The organism is Emticicia sp. BO119, assembly GCF_013912375.1.
Taxonomy (GTDB): domain Bacteria; phylum Bacteroidota; class Bacteroidia; order Cytophagales; family Spirosomataceae; genus Emticicia.
On record NZ_JACETV010000002.1, the window covers coordinates 525900 to 551278 of the forward strand.

The 25379-nt window shown below is 38.8% G+C and carries 21 protein-coding genes; 8 read left to right on the forward strand and 13 right to left on the reverse strand.

Annotated features, from left to right (window positions below; translation table 11 throughout):
- Nucleotides 1-408 precede the first annotated feature (408 nt).
- The 7 genes from H1R81_RS09160 to H1R81_RS09190 all read left to right on the forward strand — a co-directional run bounded on the left by H1R81_RS09160 (nt 409) and on the right by H1R81_RS09190 (nt 10430).
- Complete coding sequence (locus H1R81_RS09160) at nt 409-1320, forward strand: hypothetical protein (protein ID WP_181840405.1); 912 nt, start codon at nt 409-411, stop codon at nt 1318-1320.
- Between the two features lie 150 nt (nt 1321-1470).
- Nucleotides 1471-4557, forward strand: a complete 3087-nt coding sequence (locus H1R81_RS09165; protein WP_181840406.1) for a TonB-dependent receptor — start codon at nt 1471-1473, stop codon at nt 4555-4557.
- Nucleotides 4558-4572: 15 nt separating this feature from the next.
- Nucleotides 4573-5913 (forward strand): RagB/SusD family nutrient uptake outer membrane protein, encoded by a 1341-nt coding sequence (locus tag H1R81_RS09170; RefSeq protein WP_181840407.1) that lies wholly within the window; start codon nt 4573-4575, stop codon nt 5911-5913.
- Nucleotides 5914-5955: 42 nt separating this feature from the next.
- The gene (locus H1R81_RS09175) at nt 5956-6852 is read left to right on the forward strand and encodes a DUF1684 domain-containing protein (protein WP_181840408.1); all 897 of its coding nucleotides are present in this window, start codon (nt 5956-5958) and stop codon (nt 6850-6852) included.
- Between the two features lie 66 nt (nt 6853-6918).
- On the forward strand, nt 6919-7491 hold the full coding sequence (locus H1R81_RS09180) for a cysteine dioxygenase (RefSeq protein WP_181840409.1): 573 nt from the start codon (nt 6919-6921) through the stop codon (nt 7489-7491).
- 8 nt (nt 7492-7499) lie between these two features.
- A complete protein-coding gene (locus H1R81_RS09185) occupies nt 7500-9146 on the forward strand; it encodes a rhodanese homology domain-containing protein (protein WP_181840410.1) in 1647 nt (548 codons plus the stop codon).
- An 18-nt stretch (nt 9147-9164) separates the two neighbouring features.
- On the forward strand, nt 9165-10430 hold the full coding sequence (locus H1R81_RS09190) for an MFS transporter (protein WP_181840411.1): 1266 nt from the start codon (nt 9165-9167) through the stop codon (nt 10428-10430).
- A 44-nt stretch (nt 10431-10474) separates the two neighbouring features.
- Here H1R81_RS09190 and H1R81_RS09195 read toward each other — a convergent pair whose 3' ends face one another.
- From H1R81_RS09195 to rseP, 4 genes are read right to left on the reverse strand one after another with little or no spacing between them, the layout of a single operon-like run.
- Complete coding sequence (locus H1R81_RS09195; RefSeq protein ID WP_181840412.1) at nt 10475-10675, reverse strand: helix-turn-helix domain-containing protein; 201 nt, start codon at nt 10673-10675, stop codon at nt 10475-10477.
- A 47-nt stretch (nt 10676-10722) separates the two neighbouring features.
- Complete coding sequence (locus H1R81_RS09200) at nt 10723-11568, reverse strand: DUF1080 domain-containing protein (RefSeq protein ID WP_181840413.1); 846 nt, start codon at nt 11566-11568, stop codon at nt 10723-10725.
- A 56-nt stretch (nt 11569-11624) separates the two neighbouring features.
- Entirely contained in the window at nt 11625-12161 is a 537-nt protein-coding gene (locus tag H1R81_RS09205) for a DUF6702 family protein (RefSeq protein ID WP_181840414.1), read from the reverse strand.
- Between the two features lie 46 nt (nt 12162-12207).
- Nucleotides 12208-13542: an RIP metalloprotease RseP gene (rseP, locus tag H1R81_RS09210; RefSeq protein WP_181840415.1), complete on the reverse strand. Its 1335-nt coding sequence runs from the start codon at nt 13540-13542 to the stop codon at nt 12208-12210.
- A gap of 252 nt (nt 13543-13794) precedes the next feature.
- Here rseP and H1R81_RS09215 point away from each other — a divergent pair, with 252 nt between their 5' ends.
- Nucleotides 13795-14778 (forward strand): YpdA family putative bacillithiol disulfide reductase, encoded by a 984-nt coding sequence (locus tag H1R81_RS09215; protein WP_181840416.1) that lies wholly within the window; start codon nt 13795-13797, stop codon nt 14776-14778.
- A gap of 15 nt (nt 14779-14793) precedes the next feature.
- Here H1R81_RS09215 and H1R81_RS09220 read toward each other — a convergent pair whose 3' ends face one another.
- The 9 genes from H1R81_RS09220 to ilvA all read right to left on the reverse strand — a co-directional run bounded on the left by H1R81_RS09220 (nt 14794) and on the right by ilvA (nt 25280).
- Nucleotides 14794-16890: a penicillin-binding transpeptidase domain-containing protein gene (locus H1R81_RS09220; protein WP_181840417.1), complete on the reverse strand. Its 2097-nt coding sequence runs from the start codon at nt 16888-16890 to the stop codon at nt 14794-14796.
- 30 nt (nt 16891-16920) lie between these two features.
- Nucleotides 16921-17301, reverse strand: a complete 381-nt coding sequence (locus tag H1R81_RS09225) for an FtsL-like putative cell division protein (RefSeq protein WP_181840418.1) — start codon at nt 17299-17301, stop codon at nt 16921-16923.
- A 244-nt stretch (nt 17302-17545) separates the two neighbouring features.
- Entirely contained in the window at nt 17546-18352 is an 807-nt protein-coding gene (locus tag H1R81_RS09230; RefSeq protein WP_229251087.1) for a phytanoyl-CoA dioxygenase family protein, read from the reverse strand.
- Nucleotides 18353-18447: 95 nt separating this feature from the next.
- A complete protein-coding gene (locus H1R81_RS09235; RefSeq protein WP_181840420.1) occupies nt 18448-19425 on the reverse strand; it encodes a hypothetical protein in 978 nt (325 codons plus the stop codon).
- A 24-nt stretch (nt 19426-19449) separates the two neighbouring features.
- Nucleotides 19450-20337, reverse strand: a complete 888-nt coding sequence (locus H1R81_RS09240; protein WP_181840421.1) for a class I SAM-dependent methyltransferase — start codon at nt 20335-20337, stop codon at nt 19450-19452.
- A gap of 154 nt (nt 20338-20491) precedes the next feature.
- A complete protein-coding gene (locus tag H1R81_RS09245; RefSeq protein WP_181840422.1) occupies nt 20492-21157 on the reverse strand; it encodes an acetyltransferase in 666 nt (221 codons plus the stop codon).
- Nucleotides 21158-21169: 12 nt separating this feature from the next.
- The gene (locus H1R81_RS09250; RefSeq protein ID WP_181840423.1) at nt 21170-21868 is read right to left on the reverse strand and encodes a WbqC family protein; all 699 of its coding nucleotides are present in this window, start codon (nt 21866-21868) and stop codon (nt 21170-21172) included.
- A 3-nt stretch (nt 21869-21871) separates the two neighbouring features.
- Nucleotides 21872-23911 (reverse strand): hypothetical protein, encoded by a 2040-nt coding sequence (locus H1R81_RS09255; protein ID WP_181840424.1) that lies wholly within the window; start codon nt 23909-23911, stop codon nt 21872-21874.
- 82 nt (nt 23912-23993) lie between these two features.
- Entirely contained in the window at nt 23994-25280 is a 1287-nt protein-coding gene (ilvA, locus tag H1R81_RS09260; protein WP_181840425.1) for a threonine ammonia-lyase, read from the reverse strand.
- Nucleotides 25281-25379: the final 99 nt, after the last annotated feature.

Consider the following 25379-nt stretch of genomic DNA (forward strand, 5'->3'; position numbering starts at 1 on the left):
TTAAAAAACTTTTGAAAAGTGAATTATTATAGTTTACTTTGTCTATCAAATTAGTAGAGTAATAAAGTAAATATATATTCTTTCCTTCTTGCTAACCACCAGTAAGACAAGGGAACCCAATCAAATTATTCACCAAAAATGATGAAAGAAATTTGTTTGTTTGATTCGCCGGAATACTTTCTGACGAATTCGGTGGTGCCTTGTATGCTTCCCAATGCACAACGTATGTGCCTCACCGATAGTTGTTGTTAGCAACGCAATACATTTGAAAAATACTATATTATCCTTGGTACCCTCGTGACAGCCCAGGTACGACTTCCGTTTGGTCGGTGGTTGGCTATTCGGTTTGTTTTACTAGGCTGTCCTTAGGGGTATCAGGGATTCTTTTGCCAAATCCAAAGAAAAATCATGAAAGTTTCAATTAAAATCGCATTCGTAGCGCTTTTTTGCTTCACAGGTCTGCATAGTGTCGGGCAACAGAATATCAGGATAAGCGGTACACGCTTTACGTTTCCATTGGTAGAAAGATGGATTGTTGAATATAACAAATCAGGCTCAAATCTCTCTGCTGATTTGATTCCAAAGGCACAGCCTAACGAAAAATTAACTGTAAGAGTAGTTGGTCATGTTTTAGAAAAAACAGAATTAAAGCCATCAGAAGAAGTAATAGTTGTCAGTCGTTTTGCGCTTTTGCCTGTGAGCAATGAAAAAAATAGCCTTGCTCAGAAATCGCTGAAAAAGGGCTTAAAACCTGAAGAATTAAAAAAAGTATTCTTTGAAGACCCTGAAGAGTCGCTGGAAGAAAATACAAATAATGGCAAATATCAGGTCTATACACGCAATGCAAGAGTATGCTCTTCTATCGCCTTTGCCAGGTATTTCAATGATGAGCCTGAGAATATTTTCGGGAAAGGAATCACCGGCGACGACTATCATTTGATTGAAGCCGTTAAACGGGATTCGTTAGGTATTACCTACAATAATCTGGGGTATATATATGATTTAGAAAGCCGTACATTACAAAAGGGATTAGCAGTTTTACCCATAGATTTTAACAAAAATGGTAAGCTCGAAAAAGAAGAGCAAATTTATCAGAACCTCGATTTACTCATCAGCTTTTTAGAGAAAGGCAATAAAAAACAATACCTGCCGACCGAGAATATATTCTTCGTGATTGATAAAAGTCAGGCCAGTGACGAACTCAATAAATTTATCCGCTGGGTTCAGACCGATGGACAGTCGTTTGCTCATGAATACGGTTTTCTTTCATTGACAACCAATGATAACAAAAGTGCCTTTAATACAAATCTTAACAAGTAAAAGCAGGATTTAAGTGAGATCAGTTGCTTATTAATTCTGTGTAATATCTCCTTTTGCTCATACAATCCTTATCAGGCTACTCTATGTTAGGAATAGCCCTGGTTATCTTTTGCATTCCCAAAAAACCGAAAACGATACTTACGAACATATATGAAACAAAAAATTTACCATTACTCGAAACTGCTTTTATTAGTAGCGGTATTCATTTCAGCGTATTCTCAGAATGGACATGCGCAGAATAGCGATTCCCGGCAACCTGTTTCCATTACAGGTAAGGTAACAGACACAAAAAGTAAAGAAGGAATTGTGGGAGCTACTGTAGCCATCAAAGGAACGACTACAGGTGTTCTGACAGATGTAAACGGTAATTTTGACTTTAAAACTTCACAAAAACCACCTTTTACCGTAGTAGTTTCTTATCTGGGCTACAGGAGACAGGAAGTTGAGGTTTTTGAAATAGAACCCTTAACCTTTGCGCTATCAGAAATTAAAGGGCTTAAACTGGATGAAGTCGTTGTAATTGGTTATAGCACACAGGAAAGAAAGAATCTTGTTGGTTCGGTTACAAAAATTGACCCGGGTGATGTGAAAAATATCCCGGTTGCCAGTGTAGATGCGCAGTTGCAAGGCAAAGCAGCGGGGGTGCAGATTAATGCTAATACAGGGATACCCGGCGAGGCTATTTCTGTAAGAGTAAGAGGGACCACCTCTATTAATGGTAGCAATGCACCTTTATATATTGTAGATGGCGTATTTATTAATGCTACAAGCTTGCAAACCATTAATATGGGAGGCACTTCTACAAGCCCGTTAGCGGATATAAACCCATCAGATATTGAGAGCATTGAAGTTTTGAAGGATGCCAATGCAACAGCCATTTATGGTTCGAGAGGGGCCAATGGTGTAGTAATTATTACAACCAAAAGAGGTGAATATAATACAAAGGCTAAGATAAACCTTAATGTAACCCAAGGGTTTAGTGAAATACAGAAAAGCAGATTGTGGAAATTGGTTACCGGCCCTGAATCAGCTGCATTTGTAAACGAAGCCTGGATTAATGCAGGAATTGATAACCCTGCTCTGAAACAGACTTTCGCCAATAGACCCTATCGCCCGAAATCAGAGGGAGGCCGGGGGTTACCGGAAGAACAAGGGACTTTTGACAGACTAAGCGATGTATTCAGAGTTGCTTCCCTTAAAGAGTATGACCTTTCCTTGCAGGGTGGTACAAAAACTACTAAGTATTATATAGGTGGCAATTATACAAAACAAGAGGCTACAGTTCGCCCGGTATACTTTGAGCGGTCAAGTTTTAAGCTGAATTTAGACCAGCAGGTAAATGATCAAATAACTATTGGTACAAGCAACAGCATTTCCCGTTCTTACCGGAATCAGCTTATTAGTGGAAGCACCCCAAGAGGGATTTTCCAATCTGCCTTGCTGACAGCTACCAACCTGCCTAAATATAATGATGATGGTACCCCTGCCTTATGGGGAGGATTTGATAACGTAGATGTACTGGTAAATAATAACTTTATTAATACGGTAAGCCTGCGCTATATCGGAAATCTTTATGCTGACATAGATTTATTACCTAACCTGAAATTCAGAACCAGTTGGAGTGTTGATTATAACAATTATGATGAAAATGAATACTGGACTGATGAAACCGTTGTTGGGGCAGCCCCAACCAATGGCCGGGCACGTTCCTCGCTTACCCAGAACAGTGCATGGGTAAATGAACAGACCCTTTCATACCGGAAGAAATTTGACAAACATTCATTCTCTGCCCTCGTAGGTAATACCCTGCAAAGTAATATTCTGAAAAATACTGCGGCCGAAGGGTCTAATTTTCCGAATAATTCATACCAGATTATTTCTTCTGCCTCTATTTTCAACGCCTCACAGTCATGGACAAAGGGCTCACTTGCCTCATTCTTTTCACGTGTTGATTATAATTATAACAGCAAATACTTATTTGAATTTACTTTCCGGGCTGATGGTTCTTCACGGTTTGGCGGAAATAATAAATGGGGCTATTTCCCATCGGTAGGGGGTGCATGGCGCGTAAAAGAAGAAGACTTCCTGAAAAATGTGAGCTTCATCAGCGATCTGAAACTAAGAGCCAGTGTGGGTGTAACAGGCAACCAGAGTGGTATCGGTGATTTTGCTTCTTTAGGTCTTTGGAACGGTGGACCCGGGTATCCTGACAATGAAAGCAGCGGGGTTAGACCGGGCACTTCGCCGCAACAATTGGCTAATCCTGATTTGGTATGGGAAAAAACCAGACAGGCTAATATAGGCCTTGAAGCAGGATTTCTGGATAACCGTATCAATGTAGAATTAAATTTCTACGATAAATATACTACTGACGTATTATTGCAATTGCCTTTGCCGGGCACGAGTGGATTTACGTCTTATGCCAGCAATGTCGGAAAAATCAGTAATAAGGGTTTTGAATTGAGTATCAATACTTTCAATATTCAGCGAGACCGCTTCAAGTGGCAGACTAATCTGAATGTGGCCACCAATGTCAATAAAATAGTAGAACTTCCAAATCCTATTAATAGCGGATTCATAACATTGGAACAAGGTTACCCCATGTTCTCTTTTCAGGTGTATAAACAATTGTATGTAGACGCACAAACCGGCAATGCTGTATATGAAGACGTAAATAAAGATGGACAGATAACAGTAGCCGACCGCCAGATTTTAGGCACTTTTACGCCAAAATTCTTTGGTGGGCTTACAAATGCTCTTTCGTACAAAGACTTTGATTTAAATGTCTTATTCACTTTCCAGCAAGGCAATTATTTATTCAATGAAAACAGGAATTATGGCGAGAGTGGCGGTACCAGAGCAGATAGGTCCTATCACCTTACTCAGGCTAACAGATGGCAAAAACCGGGAGATATTACCGATATTCCACGCATTACTACTGTGGGTACTAACTATAATTTAAGTCCGAATAGTCGATATCTGGAAGATGCTTCCTTTATCAGATTGAAAAACCTGTCGCTTGGCTATACAATACCTGTCCAAACTACAAGCAAGCTAAAAATCTCAAAGGCTCGCCTGTTTGTTAACGGGTCAAACTTATGGTTGCTCACTAAATATACCGGACCGGACCCGGAGGCATATGTACCTTCTTCGGGTAATCAGAACGCAGTAGGAAGAGACTTCTGTATTCCTCCGCAACCGCAAAGTGTGCAATTTGGTATTAATCTAACCTTTTAATTTCTCAGGACACACATGAAATTCTATCAATATATATATTCTCTATTGCTGATTACTGGTCTGGCATCATGCAATAAATTCCTTGATGTTTCGCCTAAAAATTCGGTTTCAGACGCTACCACAATTGTGGATAAATCATCGGCAGAAACAGCTGTCAGAGGGATGTACAATAGTCTGGCGAGTGGTTCTTATTATGGCACTTCTTTTCAGTCTATTGGCTATTTATCTGGCGATAATATCGCCAGAACAGGTCCAAGTACCGACCCGTCGCAGTTTATTGATCATAATGTCACAGCTGATAATGGGACGATAAACAGTGTCTGGAATGCCATTTACAATACCATTAACAGAGCAAACCATGTCATAGCAAAAGTCCCGGCAGTTGATGATATAAGACTGACTCAGGAATTAAAAAATCAGCTTTTAGGAGAGGCCTATTTTGTAAGAGCCTTAGCTTATTTTGATTTGGCAAGAACATGGGGAGGAGTACAAATTGTATTGGAGCCTACCCAAAGTGTACAGGATAAAATAGGGGTTAAAAGAAGTACACTTGCGCAGACCTATGCACAGGTATTAAAAGACTTAGAAACTGCTGAACCTTTATTGCCCCCAACACTTAACCGGGTAAGAGCCACAAAAAATACAGTCTGGGCCTTACGGGCAAGATACCATTTATATCAGAAGGAGTGGGCACAGGCAGAGAGCTACGCAGATAAAATTATCAATATGACCAACAATTATAAACTCATTAGCCCCTATAATTCTTTCTGGGCAAATAATGTGGTAGCTACACAAGAGTCAATCTTCGAACTTTCTTATAGTGCAGCAACGCCCAATTCTCATAGAGGTAGCTGGCAACCACCTGAAAAAGGAGGCACAAGAGTCTGGATTCCGAATAATGCTTTTATTACACTCGTAAGCGACTCAACGATTGGAGGAAGCAGGAATACATTAATAGCCAGAACGACAGGAGGGTTATGGTATGGCAATATGTATTATCGCAGCCCCGCTACCGACCCCACCTTTATTCTTCGTATAGCCGAACTTATCTTAATTAGAGCAGAGGCGCGCATACAGCAAGATAAAATTGAAGAGGCATTAAGCGATTTGAATATAGTAAGAAAAAGAGCAGGTCTTACTAATAAAACAGGCTTATCAAAAGACGAAACGCTTTTAGCCATTGAAAATGAAAGAAGAGTAGAGTTTGCCTATGAACCACATCGTTGGTTTGATTTGATCCGAACCGGACGTGCCACCACAGTTTTGAGTATTACCAATCCAAACAAATTATTAATGCCGATTCCGATAAGTCAGATCAATGCCGATAAAGCGACTGAACAGAATCCGGGATATTAAATCAAGAACTTTCTAAAATTCATATTTTAACTATTTAATCAAATGAAAAATAGCAGAAAAACATTATTGGCTCTTGCCTTTATAACCCTTGTTTCATTTAGTTTTACTACTAAATTAGTAGACGATTACGACAAGGAAATTACAGAATGGCAACAGAATAGAATTAATGAATTGAGAGGGGCCAGAAGTCCACTGAATCTTGTCGGCTATTATGGCTTGAAAGAAGGAGCGAATACTTTCGGAAGCGGTAAAAACAATGACATCATATTTCCTGACGGCAAAATTCCTGCGTATGCAGGCACTTTCTTTCTGAAAGATGGTGTGGTTACTTTAGAAGTGGAAAAAGACGTACCTATTCTTTCAAAAGGCAAGAAATTTGAAAACTCGGTTGTTTATACTTCTTCGGCTTATACTGTTTTAGAATATGGAAGCCTGCAATGGTTTGTTCATAAAAATAGCAATGAATTAAACATCAGATTATTAGATTTGAAAAGCAAAAGCCAGTTGGCATTTACAGGTGTGGATAGGTTTCCGGTTAATAAGGACTTGCGTTTAAAAGCAAAGTTTCAACCTTATGCTCCAGCCTCCACTATTGCTATTACTACTATTTATGGCAAAACGTCTGACAGACCTTCAGCAGGATTGCTTACATTTACTATTGATGCAAAAGAATATAAATTCGAAGCATTAGGCACTGGCGCAGGTCAGAAATTATTCATTGTATTTTCAGATAAAACGGGTGATAAAGAGAGCTATCGGTTCAGATTTTTAAATACCGATGCACCAGACGAAAACGGATTTGTGACTCTTGACTTTAATAAAGCTACTAATCCGAATTGTGCTTTTTCTCCGATTGCTCCTTGTCCGTTACCGCCGAAACAGAATGTTTTACCTATAGCGATTGAAGCCGGAGAGAAAAAGTATAAAAGTGAGATTTAAGGGCTAAAAGCTCAAAATGCCGATGCATTATATTAAATTCAGAAATCAATTTAATCACAGAAAACTATGTCTCAAACACTAAATTCTGCTAAGTTGGGAAATTTTATTACTTCATTTACTGAATTGATAGACTCAAATCCGTCAGAAGTAAATGTGCTGACGAATGGTGTTGGCATCCTTCAGGACTTAGTGGCTGCTGATGACTGGCTTCCGGAAGAATATGCCCGACCCCATCCACAATATTACCAGCAGTTCTTATTGCATCTGGATCCACAGGAACGATTTTCCGTAGTCAGTTTTGTCTGGGGACCGGGTCAGATTACACCGATACATAACCATACGGTGTGGGGGCTAATTGGTATGCTTCGGGGCGCAGAATATTCTCAATCTTATGCCCTTACTCCTCAGGGAACTTTGCAAGCAGATGGAGAACCAATTAAACTGGAACCGGGTAAAGTGGAGGCAGTTTCACCTTATATCGGCGATATTCATCAGGTCAGAAACGCTTTTGATGATAAAGTATCTGTCAGTATTCATGTATATGGGGCAAATATTGGCAAAGTGAGCCGTTCGGTCTTATATGAAGACGGAACAAAAAAGGATTTTGTTTCGGGATATTCTACTATTACAAATAAGTAAAAGATTTCATGCTTATAATCAGTCAAAAACGTACTGAGCATAAGAAAAATATCAACTATTTTTCTTATGCTCAGATAAAAACTTTATTGTTGGAGAAAAAGGAAATTGCCTTACTGGATGTAAGAGAAGAGGCCATTTTTGCAGAAGCGCATCCTTTGTTTGCCGCTAATCTGCCTTATTCCCGCATCGAAATAGAAGCCTATTCCCGCATTCCACGGTTGAACACTACCATAGTGATTTATGATAATGGTGAGGGACTGGCTGAAAAAGCCCTTAGCATATTTATAAAAATCGGGTATTCAGAGGTACACTTGTTAAAGGGTGGCTTAAAAGGCTGGGAACTTGCAGGAGGCGAAATTTTCAGAGATGTCAATAGCCCAAGTAAAGCTTTTGGCGAATTAGTCGAATCAAAACGTCATACTCCCTCCCTTTCTGCAAAAGAAGTAAAGACTCTGATAGATAATCAGGATGATATTCTTATAGTCGATGCACGCAGATTTGATGAATATCAGACCATGAATATTCCAACAAGCCAGAGTGTTCCCGGTGCTGAATTGGTCTTGCGTGTAAGGGAATTGGTGCAAAGACCAGAGACAAAAATCATTGTTAATTGCGCTGGCAGAACAAGGAGCATCATTGGTACACAATCATTAATTAATGTTAACATCCCTAATCAGGTTTTTGCACTTAGAAATGGTACCATTGGGTGGACACTTGATGGACAGGCTTTAGAGCATGGCCAGAATCGGAAATATACAGAAGTAGGTACTGATATTAAGCAAAAGGCTATTACAGATAGTAGAAAAGTAGCCAGTAGAGCAGGAGTAAAACGGACCAACCTTTTGGCTGTCAAACAGTGGTTAAAAGAAAGAAACCGAACTAGCTATTGCTTTGATGTGCGGACTAATGAAGAGTATGAAGCAGGCCATTTGCCTGATTTCTGGTTTGTTCCCGGCGGACAGTTAGTGCAGGAAACAGACCATTATGCACCAGTAAGGGGAGCCAGAATTGTATTAGCCGATAATTTGGAAGTAAGAGCGAATATGACAGCTTCCTGGCTGGCACAAATGGGTTGGGAGGTATACGTAATTGATTACCTGACTGATGAACTTCTGACAGATACGACAACACTACCAGTTAAACTGCCAATACCGGATTCACTGCCGGAGATTGAGGCATCTACTATCACACCGGAGACTTTGGTCGATTGGCTGAATAAACAGACTAATACAATAGTTATTGATTTTTCATTGGCTAATCAATACATAAAAGGACATATTCCGGGGGCATGGTATGCCCTGCGTTCACAACTCAATGAGGCATTTGAACAATTTCCTGAGGCCACTCGTTATGTGCTCACTTCTACTGACCAGACTTTGGCCAATTATGTATTTGCTGGGTTTAAAGCATTAACCGATAAAGATGTCTTTGTGCTTAGCGGTGGTAATCAAGGCTGGATAGAGAATGGATACCTCTTCGAAACCGGAGACTCGCCTGAGAAAAATCATTTTGCTTCTCCATTAATTGACCGTTACAGAAGACCTTATGAAGGCACTGATAATCCCGTAAAAGCCATGCAGGATTATCTGGAATGGGAATATGGTCTTGTAGACCAACTGGAACTAGACGGTACCCATGGTTTTTATGTTATTTAAGATTTTATTCCCTCACTCATGAACGATAAAACTACACTTACCTATCAAGCGAATGCCACACTGAATCAGTCAGAGCGACCTAATAAGATTATCATCCTTCTGATTATTGTTTCAGCCTTAGGGTACTTTGTTGATGTGTATGATATGATGTTGTTTACGGTTGTCAGAAAGAAGAGCCTTTTAGAATTAGGCATAGCAGAAAATGAAACCCTGAGTGTAGGATTACGGTTGTTGAACTTTCAGACAATCGGTCTATTGGCAGGAGGTATTTTCTGGGGTATTTTAGGAGATAAAAAAGGTCGGTTAAATGTGCTTTTTGGGTCTATCATTATTTATTCTCTGGCCAATATCCTCAATGGATTTGTTTCTGAATTGTGGCAGTATGGGGTGTTGAGAGTGATAGCAGGATTCGGTTTAGCCGGCGAATTAGGTGCAGGTGTAACCATAGTAATGGAATCACTAAAAAAAGAAACCAGAACTATCGGTGCTACATTAGTGGCAAGTTTTGGGTTAATTGGGGCTATAGTAGCAGGCTATGTAGGTGAGCATTTTGATTGGAGAGTGGCCTTTATTGTAGGTGGGGTTTTGGGGCTTTTCCTTTTGCTGTTAAGAATCGGTGTTCATGAATCGGATATGTATAAAAACATTAAAAATAAGGATATAGAAAAAGGCAAGTTTCTGAAAATATTTGCCTCATGGGATAAATTCAGCCGCTATGCTAAAACTATTCTTGTAGGCTTACCCTCATATTTTGTATTAGGTCTTTTACTAACTATAGCTCCTGAATTTGCTAAGGAAATTGGTATTGCAGATAAAATCAATACAGGGCATGCCATGATGTATTGCTTTGCAGGTTTTAGTGTTGCCGATTTATTATGTGGCTTATTGAGCCAGAAACTGAAAAGCCGGAAAGCTGTTTTTTATCTATTCAATATGCTTACCATTATTTCAATTATAACCTTTTTTTATGCTCCAGCCAATAGTCTTTTCGGGTTTTATATCAGATACACTTTTGTAGGGTTTGGCATTGGTTATTGGGCCATGTTGGTTACTAATGCCTCTGAGCAATTTGGTACGAATTATCGGGCAACCGTTACCACGACTGTCCCTAATTTTATACGGGGTGCCTTAGTACCTATCGCTTTTGCCTTTGAAAGCCTGAAACCTCCATTAGGGTTAATCAATAGTGGCGTCATCATAGGTTTAATTACAGTTATAATAGCCTTAGGAGCTACTTTTTATACAAGAGAAACTTTCCATAAAGAACTAGACTATAATGAATAAGAAATGAGGTCAAAAATGTGATAACTCTTTTTGACCTCATATATTCAAATATCTGTTCTTTTTTCAATTACCAAAAGACATTCAACAAACTCTATTAGTTTTGTTAAATTACTTGCCCTTGGCATCACTTTATTACTTTCCCAAAGAAATACAGTTGTTTCTGAAACATCTACTAATTTGCTCAAATCCTTTGTAGAAAGATTTAATTCCAATCGCTTATTGCGCAATTTAGCTCCAAAAGTCAATGGATTTGGATTATATGTTCTGTTTATAGGTTTAGGCACCCTTGCGACTAAATCCGGAAAATGTCCACGTAATCTTTAAGATTCAATAATTCTATTTTACTGAACTCTATCGGGTGGCTCTCGGCTTGTAGTGCTATATAGCCTTCACCTAAAGGAGTGCTGTCTTTTTTTAACCATTCCTGAGCTGCTTCATCGTCTATATGAGCCTCTTTAAAACCGTAATCCTTGCTTACAAAACCACCACCGATCTGCGGCTTTTCAAAGGCAAACACTACCTGGTTATCGATTAAATGTTGTATGACTGAATCACCTAAAACAAGCGCTTCTACCGTTACCCATTGATCACCATCGTAGGTTTTTGACCATGAGTCAATACAATGTTGGGTATTGAGTCTTCCGTTCATATAAACCTGTGTGCCAGGTGTGCAAAGATTGGCTGTGTGCCGTTCGCCTTTACCTAAACCACCTAATAACTGGAGCTCTAATGAAACCGGAAAATCCTGCCCTTTTGACAGACTGGCCGCTGATTGCGAATGAAGCATCACGCCGCTGTTTCTGACATTCCAGGAAGCACCACCTTTGGTTTGATTGCCTACAAATCGATAGGTAAACCGAAGCTTATAGTAAGAAAAAGGTTGATTGTAATAAAGATGTCCGAATTTTCCGTCAAACTCATCGTATTCATCATAGGCTATTTGCAGAATACCGTCTTTGACACGGAAAGTATTTTTGTAGTTATCATTTAGTTCCTGACCTGCTATTTTAATATCCCAGTTTTTTAGGTCTTTGCCATTAAAAAGCTGTTGCCATTCTTCTTTTTTTGGGTTGTTTTTTTGCGCTTGTGCCACAAAACAAATGACCATAAAGATAAGAGCCAATAGTGGATGCTTCATTTTGATTAGTACAGATAAGGTTGAGTCCTTAAAGGTATTAAACTCTGACCGGAAATTCAAAACTCAATAGGTGTACTCTTGATTTTTGAATTGAAAAGAAAGGTTTTCTTTTGACCTGCATAAAAGAAATTAACCAGATTCGTCTGGTCGTCAAACATTTCCTGCATCAGATCATTATACAGCACATGATCTTTAATAACCTGACTTTCGGGTATCTCTATATATACCCAGGTGGCATCGCCCTCTAATTCTTTACCTAAATAATTAATAGGTCTTTTCTGTTTTTGAGGGGTAATAATAGCAAAATGCTGTTGAATATATTTATTTAACACCGCATCGCTATTATCATTTTTTCCACCAATCATTATCTTTTGCCCATTGTTGAGTTTGGTCAAAGCATTTTCCAGGTCGTCAGTAAAAAGTCGGATTGTGATTTCAAGCGATTTCTCTCTGGCGTTGTACTGTATTTCTGTAAGCGAAGTATGAAAAGCATGGAATGTCTTCACATCCCCTGTTTTATGAGGGTGCAAAGGAGAGGTAAGTAGTGTAAGCGAAAGAATGAAGTGTAATAATTGCATGCTAATAACAAACATAAAAGAATCGGGATAGAAGGGAATCCATTCTATCCCGATAGAATTATTATTTAAACAATGCTTTGAAGGTATCGTTGAAGAGCACTAATACCATCAGGGTCAATAAAATGAATGTACCAACCTGTTGGGTACGTTCCATGAATTTCTCCGATGGTTTGCGACGGGTTATCATTTCATATAGTAAAACCACTACGTGTCCACCATCTAATGCAGGAATCGGAAGGGCATTCATAAAAGCCAGACCCATTGAAAGCAAGCCTGTAAGATTCCAGAATCTTTCCCAGTCCCAGTAGCTACCAAACCATTGCGCCAGTCCAACCGGGCCGCTTACGGCATTACCAGCCGAAATATGCCCTTTAAAAATACGACTAAATCCTTTAATCTGATTAGGAATAATAGACAAGGCATGTTCAGCACCTGCGCCAAAGGCTTCGCCTAAACTATAGGTTTGTGTATTTTTTACCAAATCCCAATCAGGTTTGAATCCAAGCTTTGCATCAGCTGACACGGTAGGATTTGTTGTTAAAAGCTTTCCGTCTCTGTCAACTGTCAGAGCAATTTTTTTATTGGCAGAATTCTTCAACACTCCTTGAAACTGCTGGAAATATCCGATAGAAGTACTGTCTACTTTTACTATTTTGTCCCCTTGCTTCAAACCAGCCTTATCAGCAGGAGAGTCTTTCACAATTTCACCTACTTTAAAAGGGAGGATTTCTTCAACAAACGGAACCTTAGAAGCTACCTTGTCAATTAGGTCATTGGGTACAGGGATAACTTTCTGAGCACCATTTCTTTCTACTAAAAATTCGGTATTCTCTTCCATTAATGCCGCGCGCACTTCACTGAAATCTTCAAAATCATGATTGTTGATTTTGAGTATTTTGTCACCTGTTTTTAGACCTATTTCTTCGGCTAATGGATAAGCATATATGCCTAATTTATTTACGGTTTCTTTTGAATAATATTCATCTCCCCAGGTATATTTTACACCCCAGAATATAAGAATACCTAAAATAATATTGACAATAATACCACCTAACATCACAAACATACGTTGCCATGCCGGTTTTGAACGAAACTCATAAGGCTCAGGTACCGCAGAAAGCTGAGAAGCGTCTTTGGTTTCATCAATCATTCCTGCTATATCTACATAACCGCCCAATGGAAACCAGCCCAAGCCGTATTCGGTATCACCCTTTTTCTTTTTCCACAAGGCAAAATTTAAAACATTAGGTAATGGAAAGAGGAAGTCGAAGAATATATAAAATTTATTTACCCTTATGCCAAAGATACGGGCAAAGATAAAGTGTCCGAACTCATGTAACCCGACCAGAATTGTTAAGGCAAGCAAAAGTTGCCCGATCATTGTTAGTACTGCCATTAGAAAATTGAATAAATTTAAAGATAATGTATAGGTTATTTAGCCATAAAATATCCTCCTTTGCAAACGCAAATGTCAGGGTGTTTGTTCCATTTCCGCTAAATCCCCTTTCAGGTCTGCATAATCCATGCCACTATTAACGAAAATACATTCAAAATTAGCATACTTATTAATGAAAAGAACGATTTTTAATTAAAACTTTGTTAAACAGAAAGAGATTATCATATTTATTACCCTCAATAGAATTGCTGCATGAATTTGGTAAAATACGATGTAATTATTATAGGTGGAGGTCCCATAGGACTTGCGTGTGGTTTAGAAGCCCAGAAAGTGGGCTTAAAGTATGTAATTTTAGAAAAGGGCTGTCTGGTTAATTCTCTATATAATTACCCTGCTAATATGACTTTTTTCAGCACTTCTGAGAGATTGGAAATAGGAGAGGTGCCTTTTGTATCAAACAATGCCAAGCCGACCCGCAGCGAAGCTCTGGAATATTATCGCAGAGTGGCTGCACATAAGCAACTGAATGTCAGGCTTTTTGAAGAGGTTTTACAGGTAATGCCAAAAGACACCGAAGGATACGAGGTAATCAGTAAAAAGAATACTTATGAAACTTCTCATATTATTATTGCCTCGGGGTTTTATGACATTCCTCAGAAGTTAGGAGTCAGGGGTGAGGAGTTGCCTAAAGTAACACATTATTACAAAGACCCACATTTTTATGCTTTTCAGAAAGTGTTAGTGATAGGGGCTAATAATTCAGCTGTTGATGCCGCTTTGGAAACCTGGCGTAAAGGGGCAGAGGTTACTATGGTTATCAGAAAAGGGGAGATTGGCAAGAGGGTAAAATACTGGGCTAAACCAGATATTGAAAACAGAATTAAAGAAGGCTCTATAAAGGCATTTTTTAATGCTGAAATTGCAGAGATTCGAGAAGATGAAGTGGATATACAAACACCTGAGGGTATTGTAACTATTGAAAATGACTGGGTAATCTCGATGACGGGATATCAGCCTAATTTGCCCTTCCTGAAAAAGGTAGGCATTAAATTATCAGCAGATGAAATCATGAAACCTGAGTACAATGATGCTACAATGGAAACCAATATGAAGAATATATATCTGGCAGGGGTAATTTGTGGTGGTATGGATACCCATAGTTTGTTTATCGAGAACTCACGGGTACATGCTGAGAAGATTATACAGAAGATACAAAAAACCCCACAAATGGCTTGATTGCGGGGTTTTTTGTTATTGAAGTATTAATGAAACTGTCTTGGAGTCTTGAAGGGCAACATCTGCCACTTTCCCAATACCTGAATGCTTTACTTTATAACCTTTATTCTCTAATAAATATATCGCATCTCTTAGTGTCATACCTTCTACACTGGGTAGCTCACCATTATCATTTACTTTGCGCCAGGCTATACTACTTCCATTTCTTACTGCTTTTGCCCAGCCTGCATTAGTGGGTACATTTTGTAACCCTAACGCTTCACCTAAAGTTCTGAAATCTTCGGCATAACCGCTTTGCTCATGGGTTTCGATTTTCTGTACATTGCTGTTTTTGTTTTTAGGTGGATGAATAGCCACATCATAAGCAAAGATTTTATCAGCAATGGTACGGAATACCGGAGCCGCCACATCACGGGCATATAAGTTTGTGCCTTGTGGCTCATCGATAATTACGGCACAACTGTATTTGGGGTTATCAGCAGGAAAGAAACCTATAAAAGCTGTATAATATTGCCCTTGTACATAGCCGTTTTCTCGTTTCTGAGAGGTTCCTGTTTTTCCGGCTACCTTGCAGAAACCTGTATTAATGTTCCTGGCTGTACCATTTTCAACTACTCCTTTCATCATTTCATGCACCATTTTGATGGTGCGGTCAGAACAAATCTGCCCATCTTCTTTGCGTCCCTCGAATCTTTCTACTACTCTGTCGGCTTCACGTATTTCTTTTACAATAAAAGGCTGTACCCAGTGCCCTTTATTGGCAATGGCATTGTAAAAAGTAAGCATTTGCAGAGGTGTCAGCCTGCTTTCATACCCTATTGACATCCAGGGTATAGTGGTTGAACTGAAAGTAGAACTTTTACCATTTTTTATAATGGGGTCTGTCTCGCCTTTCAGCTGAAAGCCGACTGGCTTATCTAATCTGAAGTTACTCAGATAAGCGACAAAATTATCAGCTCTTGAAAATCCAAAATACTGCTTGACTAATGTATAGATACCAACATTGCACGAATGCTCAAATACCTGTCTGACCGTCTGGTTGCCATGTTCTTCCGAACATTTCATTTCTATATTATTATGCATAATTGAGCCGTTGCAAGTTGCAGCAAAATCATCTAACCCTAATTTGCTTTTTTCTAAGATAGCTACCATACTTGCCAGCTTAAAGGTAGAGCCCGGATCGGTGCCTCCTTTTACAGCATAATTGAAATCTTCTGTATAGTAAGTCTGGTCTTTCTTTGTTCTACGGGAAAGATTTGTAATGGCTTTAATTTGTCCTGTGGCTACTTCCATTACAATGGCCGAGCCATATTTTGCATTGGTACTAACTACCTGATTATGGAGCGAACTTTCAACAATATCCTGAAAATTCACGTCAATTGTAGTTACTACATCATTTCCGGCTTCCGGACGAACCTCAGGTGTATCTTCTACAGGCTTCCATACCCCTCCTGCTAAACGTTGAAAAAGTCCTACACCATCTTTTCCGGACAGATAATTATTAAAACTGAATTCGATACCAAAATCTCCTTTTGTTTGTGTATCCCGGTCAAGTTTACCTATTGAGCGCAATGCCATATCATCAAAAGGCATTACTCTCCTGTTTAACTGCTCAAACTTGCCGCCGCCTTTCATTGACCCTTCACGAAAAAATGGGAAAGATTTAATTTCTTCCATTTCCTGAAAATCAACCAGACGGTCGCCAAAAGCTACAAACTTCACTTTTCTGCTTTTTCGGGCATTAAGGATAATTTCTTTATATTGGGTTGCTGAGCGGTCCTGGAAAAAATCAGCCAATAACGTCGTTAATGAATCTAAATTCTTATTAAAATAATTAGTTTTGGCTCTGGTTACATCTAAACCTGCCCGATAACGAGGAACAGAAGTAGCTAACAGACTACTACCATCAGCAGCATATATATTACCTCGGGTAGCTTTTATCTGCATAGGTTTGCGTTGTACTTTCGCAACTTTATTCATCCACTTCTTTTTCTGGAAAACCTGCACAACAAATATTTGTGCGGCTATAAGAGAGCCTATCAGAAATACCAAACCAAAGGTAAGTTTGGCTCGCCATTGAATTTCTTCACGGATTGAGGGTTTCGCTGACATAAGTGTATAAGTTTGTTGGATTCTAAGAGCTTATTCTTTCACGACTATTTTATTAGGGGGCGTAATGTTTTCTTCAAGCCCTTTGTCAGTCAGTTTTTTAGCAATTTCAGACTGTTTGCTGGCAAACATATAGCGTGATTTCTGCGAAATATATTCGGCACGCTTTTCTTCCATATCACTGCGAGACTTCTCGATTTTTTTAATAAACGCTTCATAGCTATGCTGCATATAGATATAGAAGATACAAAGAATACCTAACCAGACAATACGCTTCAGTGTTTCGGTAGGAAGAGAATCACCTAAATTAAATCGATTAGAGATCCATGTGTTGATGCGTTCAAAAAGCCCGGCTTTTTTGGGAGCTTTGGGCACAGCAGGTGCAGAACGGTGGCGGAAAGTATTTGTAGCCATTCCGATAGATGTTTTATGAGTTATTATTAAAGCACGATTGTAAAGCAAATGTATGAATTATCTGCAAATTCCATCAAAAATTCTGCAATTTTTTTGTGAAATTTAATACCTGGTCAACCATCTGCAACAAAAAAATCGCCCTTGACAAAGGAACGACTTTTTTGGTATATTGTTTTAATATCTGTAAATTTCTAATTGATTCACTGATAAGTGTTTCAATGACGTTTTCGTATTTACTCTTGAATTAAGAGAAAATAGCTTCTAATTGTTGCTTCTGAGGGAAATCCGGTGTTACCAAATCTGCCTCTGGCTTATAGATATAAGGCATCGGGAAGCCTCTTTCCTGGAAAGTCGGCTCAGCCATATTATTGTAGCGAAGCTGAACAGACCAACGGATATTCTTAGTCACATTGTCGCCGGAGCGATGTACCAGAAAGGCTGAAAAAACTAATAAATCACCAACCTCAAATTCAGTTTGAACATAAGCATCTTCCGGTAAATCTTCCTGAATACTTCCTAAATAGCCCGATGTATCGGCTTTCAATAACCCATCTTTATGGCTGGCAGGTAAAATCTGTAATGAGCCCAGAGCCTCACCGCAATCTACCATCGGAAACCACATCACGATACTGTCTAATGAACCCTGACCCGTTCGCCAGTCCTGATGCGCACCTAATTTCCAGTGGCTACCACCTTTTGACAAGTAGCGGCTATTGAACTGCATAGCAGGGCGAACGCCTATCATAGGGAAATCATAACCCAAAGACTTCAATAAGTTAATTAGCTTAGGTTCGGTACCTAAACGATGGAGTGAAATAAGGTGCTGTGCCTGTTTACCTGTACTGACAAAAGTATTGAAATCAGCCTCGAACAAGTCAAACATCGCTTGTTCAAATTCATCTTTGTTGTCAATATTTACCTTTTTGCCTAAAACTCGTTCAATTTGCAAAGCAAAGAGATTACGAGCTTCGGTATATATCTGGTTGATTTCTTCTTTGCTAAAGAAATTTTTCAGAATAATATAGCCGTCTTTATTGAATTGTTCTTTCATTGTTCCCATAAAGTGTAATCTATTCAAAAATTAAATAATAGGGCAAAGCTAAGGCCGTAAATAAGCTATAAAAATGATATTTCTCATGAATGTCTTTATTTCTCTAAAATAGCATAGCCAAAGCCCGCTCTACCAAACCCATTGCCATTGTATAACAGATATTTTTTGTCGTTATGTTCATAGCAATAGGCATAATCAATCATTTCATAATCGAAATCATTCGGATTTTCTGATTTATGAATACCTACCAGATTGTCTTTACGCTCCCATTTGAAACCATCTTTAGATTCGGCATAGCCTAAACGATAGCTTTGGTTGCGGTCGGTGCGGTAGTCTCTTGTATGGCGGTACGAGTAATACATCTTGAAAATACCATCTTCAAAAAGCACGCTCGGGCGACCTACTGCATGCAGGAAATCATCGAATGGCAGTGCCACATCACCAGTTGGCTCCCACTTGATACCATCTTCTGATACCGCTACGCGGCAATCATAATAAGGTTCAGGATACCCATGTATGTATTCACATTTTTGCCCTGAAATATACCACATCATCCAGCGACCATTCACATACATCACCGATGGTTGTGCTGCCCAGATAGGGTTATGGATGGACCTGTCCATAATAGGCCCACGAAACATTTTTTTAAAAGTAATACCGCCATCAGTACTGATAGATAATCCCATCGACAGTCGGTAAGAGTTATGCGTACGATTCCAGCCTGTATAATACAACCAGATGTCTCCGTTTGATTGTGGTACAAACCACGAAGGCATAGCCCCTGTTTCATCGTACTCACCCGGCCCTCCTAAATCTAATACAAAGGTATCGTGTATATAAAGGATTTTAGTCGGGTCATCATAATCCACATCAATAAATGTCGGGCGAGATTGTCCCTGATCATCTCTTGATGAAAAATACACTCTTAAAAAATCTTTATGTTTATAAGCATAAGGCACCTGCGCATGCGAACGGCTATGTGCCAAGGTTCCGTCTGGTTTATAGATTACTCCTTTCTTTTGCCAACGCCCCCCCGCCCCTGAAGGGGAGCTATTCTCTGAATTTAATGACATTCTTCTGATTTTTAATTTCCAAATCTACTTTTTACCCTTACGATTTCTCTCTGCACGTATTCTCCAGTTATCCTTAAAATCTTTACCTGGAATTTGCAGATTAACGTTAACCGTTGGCGCTTTTTTAGTTTTCTTAAATTCTAATACATAATAACCATTACCGAAAATCCATTGCAATTTTACGTCTTTTACATTTTTAGGTAAATCTTGTAATGGTACCTGGTCGGCAAACATCGGGTTGGCATCCATCAGAATCTGATAGGTTTTCTGGTCTCTTAACCAGGCACCTACACTTTCGTCACCCACCACTACTCTGCCGCCAACTTTTACCACACGGTTAAATTCTTCAAATGCTTTGGCCCTTTCAGAAAACGTATTGATACCGCCAAAATGAAAAACCGCATCAAAATAATTGTCTTCAAATGGCAGGTATGCACCATTACCAATAAAATAATCTATTTGTACGTCTTTCTTATCTGCAAATTTTTCTTTCGCATGACCTAACATAGCCGGAGATAAGTCAGACAAAACTGCATGACCTCCCGGAGTAACTTTCTCAATAATATAAGCTGAGTCTTTGCCTGTACCAGCGCCTACTTCTAATACCTTCATGCCCGGCTTTAACTTTAACATACCAATCATGGTTTTGCGTGTAGCAGCTTCATTGGCATGCAAAGATTCAAATACCCAGGATACACCACGGTCGTAACGCAAGTGCGCATCATTATAGGCTACCTGTTCTTTACGGTCTTGCTCGAACAATTCTTTTGGATAAACTAAATCTACAATGTTGTTTATATCATAAGAGATGGGTTCTTCCTGAGAGGTATTATGAAGAGTTTTGCCGTCGGCCGATAGAACCAATTTAGTTCTGGTTTTAGGGCAAATAATTTGGTCAAAAAATTGCGTCATTATTTGGTCTATATCTATGTTAAAGCGTCAAAGTTCAAGATTTTTGCTGGAAAAACCATAGGAAAAAAAGAGATTCTATGAATTAGTTTATCTAACGGGAATCACAATATGTTTAATAAAAAAGAGAGGAAACCCTCTCTTTCTCTGAATATGCTTACAAATTAATATCCTTACTGGAAACGTCAGATTTCACAGCCGGATTACCTTTCCAGATGCTCCATGGCTCGGTTTTGGCTTTAGTAAGGTTGGCTCCCATAGCAATTAGGGTGCCTTCGCCTAATGTACAACCATCACGGATAGTAGCATTTACACCAAAGAATGAATATTCACCTACTACACAACGACCTGATAACACTACATGCGAAGTAAAATATACATGGTCTTTGATTTCTCCATGGTGACCAATATGATTCCCACTCCATAATACTACGTTGTTGCCGATTTTTACAAAGGGTTGGATAGTATTATCTTCTAAAATGAAACAGTTTTCTCCAATCTGGTCGGTTAAAACGGTGGCTTTTGAGCTGATGTAAGAAATACATTCATATCCCATTTCTTTAATTTCGCCATACACTTTTGCACGTATCTGGTTCATTTTGCGCTCGCTTAATGGCGCAAAGAATTTATATTCTGAAGGAGGAAAAAGGTCGAGAACATCTTCAAAAGCAACTAACTGGATGCCACAGAAAGAGGTCTCGCCTTCCTTAATATATGCTCTGTTTTTAGTGAATGCTATAATTTCATGCTCAGAGTCATGTGTGAGGTAATAATGGGCTAATTCTGCCACTAATTCAGTACCGAAAACTACTACTTTTGCCATTGGGATTTTTGTTTAAACCAATTCAAATTCTTTTAAATACGCATGAATTGCCTCAATGGGGCAAAACATTAATAAGTCAATCATCGAAAGCCAGGGTACAAATTCATTATTAAATTGCTTATACTGAACAGGTTTCGATTTGATAAAATTAAGTAAGATTTTATTATCGGCAAAAAGTTGTTTATCATAGATCGCCATTCCACCGATGGGATTAATATAATGGTCTGCTTTTTCCTGCAGGCAAATATCTAAAATACGATCCTGTGCTTTCAGATGCTGGTTATTATAAATAATCGAGCTATCGACGAATTCAGTATGAATACCTAAATATTGACAGGTAGCTTTCAGACTTGTGGTACAAAGCTCACCTATATTAGCAGGATTCGATTGAAAGACCTGTGTGAGAATCGCTAAGATCTCCTGATAAAAAGGTGCTTTCTTATAAGATTGCTCAATGGTTTTAAAAAACTTCTTACTCCATGCGGCCAGATTATCTACTTCAATATCTCTGATTAACCGGTTCTGGCTGGCACTAATCAGCGGAAGTGTAAACATGGACGCTTTTCCACTAATCAGGAGGTTGTTCCGGTTAATCCAGCCTTTGTTGATATACGTTACATCATCATAAATTATGAACTTATCAACGGCATTGATTAATTGAAAATAACCAACGTAGGGAAAAATGTATGGTTGCATGATTCCGATAGTCATAATTTATTGGGCTTTTACAGTTTGAAGATTCAATTTACGTAGGAAGAAAGCACTTTCTTCTACGGGAGTATCTTTATGAGCATCGCCTAATCCGAGGGCAATGTCTCCTTCCTGATAGGGGAGGACGCCTTTAGAATAGAACAGATATTCAGCTTCGGCCGGAATAGGTTTTACTCTGCTACGGAATGGGTGAATAGGAATCAATTTGCGTTTAAATTCTGCCCCCCAAAGCGGATATTCAAAATCTTCATGCTCTTGTTGTGTACCCAGGGCAACAATGGCGTCTTTAGGCACCATTTCGTCAAATTTCTTGTAGGCATCATAAATATCCGGACGGGCCAATGTCACCTGTTCCATGCGAGACATATTGAATATATTCTTCTGGGCAAATATTGGGTGAACGCGTGTAAATGAAATACTACAAAACGCCGAAAGACTCACTATGAAACAACAAAGCAATTGCCAATATTGCCAGATTTTATGTTTTTCAGATAAAAGGTAAAATGCAAACAATAAAGGCGTACACCAGACAGCCATATTCAGGAAATATCTCGCTTTAATGGGGTCGTAAGGCGCTGAATAACTCAATGATAGAAAATGTAATATAGCTGCCAATATTAATATGAGCATACTTTTTTGAGTAGTATTAATTGTCCGATAATTTCTGACAAAATGATAAAGAAGCACCAGGGTAACAGGTAACACCATACCAAAACTAATGATACCCCAATATGGTCTTTCAACATAGAAACGAATCGGATGATCGAAAGAGAAATAGGATACTACCGTGAATCTGTCTCCTTCCATGTTTAAACTACCTAAAATCTTATCGGGAATATAGCGGAAGGCATCATTGATTTTCTTACCTGTTTCTGTACTTCTGAGACCATCAAGATTTAAAAAATCGGAAGAATAACGGCCAATATTTAGTGCAATATTTTTGATTTTATCTTTCCCGCTAAAATCTTCAACTCCGTGCCATTTCATTACCATTGGTGGCGCTGAAAGACTTCCTAAACGAAATTTCCCTACTTCTTGAATATTGCCAATATAACCCGTCGGTAATACATAAATAGCAATGCTAATCATGAAACTACTCACAAAAAGGTTAATATTTTTATAAAATTCTTTCTTTCTTAGAACTGCATAGATTGTCACCACAAAAGCGGCCGGAGCGATTAATAAAAAGGTTACCTTATGCCCAATCCAGACACCCGATATTAACGCTATCAGGATAATATTAAGTGGGGTCGGCTTTTGCTTGAATGAAAACAGAGAATATGTCAGAATACCTAAATAAGCACTCAGCACTATATCGGTTTCGGTAGTGGTAGCTTGTACCAATGCTGTAGGTAGCAAAAGTGTTATCAACCCTACAAAAAGCGAAGCAATAAAGTTTTTGGAGATTTTATGAGCAATGCCATAGCTTGATAAGGCAAAAGCCCAATAAGATAAATAATGAATGAATTTAAAGCCTTTTTCCCCTAATATATGATAAAAGAATATCTGTAAAGTAGGCAATGAATTCGGATAAAAATCAATCGTCCAGGTTGTGCCCTGGAGGCGGTTCATATTGCCATTTTGCAGATAATATGCGCATTTCACCAAGTGCCCGGTCATACTATCCCATTCATTCGGAAAAGTAACAAATGAAATAATCAGGTTTAGGGTAGCTGTAATAAGTACAGCTATAAACAGAATCCCTAAGGAAATCTTATTGAGAGCAGATTGGTTATTCCAGTTAACTACAAATTCATTCTTTAAGCCTTGGAATCCCGTCTTTAAGTGGAAATGGTGATTATTGGCAATTTGCCGGAAAAGAACATGAAACAAAGTCGCTATCACATTAACCGAAGCACCCCAGTAGACTGGCTGGTTAATGAGGTTGAATTTAGATAATAAAAAACCCGTTGGAATGATACAGGAAACCAAACCAAGAAACCATTTCAGACCATAATCGCTCAGATTTTCAGAAATGTAGGCCGCATTTCGGTGGATTTGCCAGATGAATAATAGAAAAAGTAGCAGAAATATCCAATACATTCAAATAAAAAGGTCTTCTTGAATTACAAAGGTAAGACGGAATAGTGTCTTGTCCTATATTATGAATTTGTTTAAAGAGGGTCTAAATTAAAAACTCAAATAAATCGGGTTTTTTGTTAATGTATTCAAACTGGATATTATGGTCTTTCATACGCTGAACCAGCGGTTGATAGTCTGCTTTGTTTTTTAGCTCAATTCCAACCAGGGCGGGTCCTCGTTCGCGGGAAGTCTTTTTGTTATATTCAAATAATACAATATCATCGGTAGGTCCTAATACATCATTCAGAAATTCTTTAAACGCTCCGGCACGTTGAGGGAAACGGATAATGAAGTAATGTTTCAGCCCTTCATATAGCAGTGAACGCTCTTTTATTTCTTCTGTGCGCGTAATATCATTGTTCCCTCCACCAATGATACAAACCACGTTTTTGCCTTTGATTTCATCTTTCAGAAAATCTAAAGCAGCAACTGATAAAGCACCTGCGGGTTCGGCTACTATGGCTTCTTCATTATACAATTCAAGAATGGTAGAACAAACTTTCCCTTCAGGGATCAGTAGAATTTCGTGATTAAGGTTTTGTTTGCAGACTTCAAAAGTCAAATCTCCGGCACGTTTCACAGCCGCTCCATCTACAAATTTGTTGATTTCATCCAGCGTTACAACATGCCCGGTTTCCAAAGCCTTCTTCATAGTTGGTGAACCCAATGGCTCAACTGCCACTAATTTAGTCTTTGGTGATAACTGTTTAAAAACAGTAGATACACCAGATGCCAGGCCACCACCACCAATGGCAAAAATTAGATAATCTATTTTAAAATTGGAGTCTTTAAAGATTTCAAGCCCTACTGTTCCTTGCCCTTCAATTACCTGTAAATCATCAAACGGGTGAATAAAAGTAGCATTTTGTTCTTCACAGAAAGTTTTGGCAGCAAAAAAGGCATCATCGTAAGTATCACCCACCAGTTCAATCTTCACAAACTCTTTCCCAAACATGCCTACCTGCTTGATTTTCTGAGCCGGGGTTGTGGTAGGCATAAAAATAGTACCGGTTACTCCCATTTTTTTGCAAGCATAAGCAAGACCCTGTGCATGATTTCCAGCACTGGCACAAACTACTCCTTTGGCTAACTGTTCTTCCGAAAGGCTGGCCATTTTGTTGTAGGCACCTCTGATTTTATAAGAACGCACCACCTGTAAGTCTTCACGTTTGAGATAAATATCAGCCCCATAACGTTCTGAAAGGTTCAAATTGTGCATTAATGGCGTATGTGTAGCTACGTCTTCAAGCCTTTCGGCTGCGACATACATATTGTCGATGTCTGGAAAGATTAATGTTTTTTCTGACACGGTTTTGTTGATGGTGGTCATTGGTTAAATGATGGTTTAACCGATTTTAATTGATAGTAAATTAACAGTTAACACACATTTTTGTGCTGGAATTTTTGCCAAATGTAATAAAAAATAAAA

Bases quoted from the DNA above. Each gene is read 5' to 3' on its own strand.
- H1R81_RS09160 (WP_181840405.1), top strand. From the start codon at position 409: ATGAAAGTTTCAATTAAAATCGCATTCGTAGCGCTTTTTTGCTTCACA.
- H1R81_RS09220 (WP_181840417.1), bottom strand. From the start codon at position 16,890: ATGTCAGCGAAACCCTCAATCCGTGAAGAAATTCAATGGCGAGCCAAA.
- H1R81_RS09230 (WP_229251087.1), bottom strand. From the start codon at position 18,352: ATGAAAGAACAATTCAATAAAGACGGCTATATTATTCTGAAAAATTTC.
- H1R81_RS09170 (WP_181840407.1), top strand. From the start codon at position 4,573: ATGAAATTCTATCAATATATATATTCTCTATTGCTGATTACTGGTCTG.
- H1R81_RS09200 (WP_181840413.1), bottom strand. From the start codon at position 11,568: ATGAAGCATCCACTATTGGCTCTTATCTTTATGGTCATTTGTTTTGTG.
- H1R81_RS09240 (WP_181840421.1), bottom strand. From the start codon at position 20,337: ATGACGCAATTTTTTGACCAAATTATTTGCCCTAAAACCAGAACTAAA.
- H1R81_RS09250 (WP_181840423.1), bottom strand. From the start codon at position 21,868: ATGACTATCGGAATCATGCAACCATACATTTTTCCCTACGTTGGTTAT.
- H1R81_RS09165 (WP_181840406.1), top strand. From the start codon at position 1,471: ATGAAACAAAAAATTTACCATTACTCGAAACTGCTTTTATTAGTAGCG.
- H1R81_RS09205 (WP_181840414.1), bottom strand. From the start codon at position 12,161: ATGTTTGTTATTAGCATGCAATTATTACACTTCATTCTTTCGCTTACA.
- H1R81_RS09185 (WP_181840410.1), top strand. From the start codon at position 7,500: ATGCTTATAATCAGTCAAAAACGTACTGAGCATAAGAAAAATATCAAC.
- H1R81_RS09255 (WP_181840424.1), bottom strand. From the start codon at position 23,911: ATGTATTGGATATTTCTGCTACTTTTTCTATTATTCATCTGGCAAATC.
- H1R81_RS09225 (WP_181840418.1), bottom strand. From the start codon at position 17,301: ATGGCTACAAATACTTTCCGCCACCGTTCTGCACCTGCTGTGCCCAAA.
- H1R81_RS09245 (WP_181840422.1), bottom strand. From the start codon at position 21,157: ATGGCAAAAGTAGTAGTTTTCGGTACTGAATTAGTGGCAGAATTAGCC.
- H1R81_RS09180 (WP_181840409.1), top strand. From the start codon at position 6,919: ATGTCTCAAACACTAAATTCTGCTAAGTTGGGAAATTTTATTACTTCA.
- H1R81_RS09235 (WP_181840420.1), bottom strand. From the start codon at position 19,425: ATGTCATTAAATTCAGAGAATAGCTCCCCTTCAGGGGCGGGGGGGCGT.
- rseP (WP_181840415.1), bottom strand. From the start codon at position 13,542: ATGGCAGTACTAACAATGATCGGGCAACTTTTGCTTGCCTTAACAATT.
- H1R81_RS09190 (WP_181840411.1), top strand. From the start codon at position 9,165: ATGAACGATAAAACTACACTTACCTATCAAGCGAATGCCACACTGAAT.
- H1R81_RS09215 (WP_181840416.1), top strand. From the start codon at position 13,795: ATGAATTTGGTAAAATACGATGTAATTATTATAGGTGGAGGTCCCATA.
- ilvA (WP_181840425.1), bottom strand. From the start codon at position 25,280: ATGACCACCATCAACAAAACCGTGTCAGAAAAAACATTAATCTTTCCA.
- H1R81_RS09175 (WP_181840408.1), top strand. From the start codon at position 5,956: ATGAAAAATAGCAGAAAAACATTATTGGCTCTTGCCTTTATAACCCTT.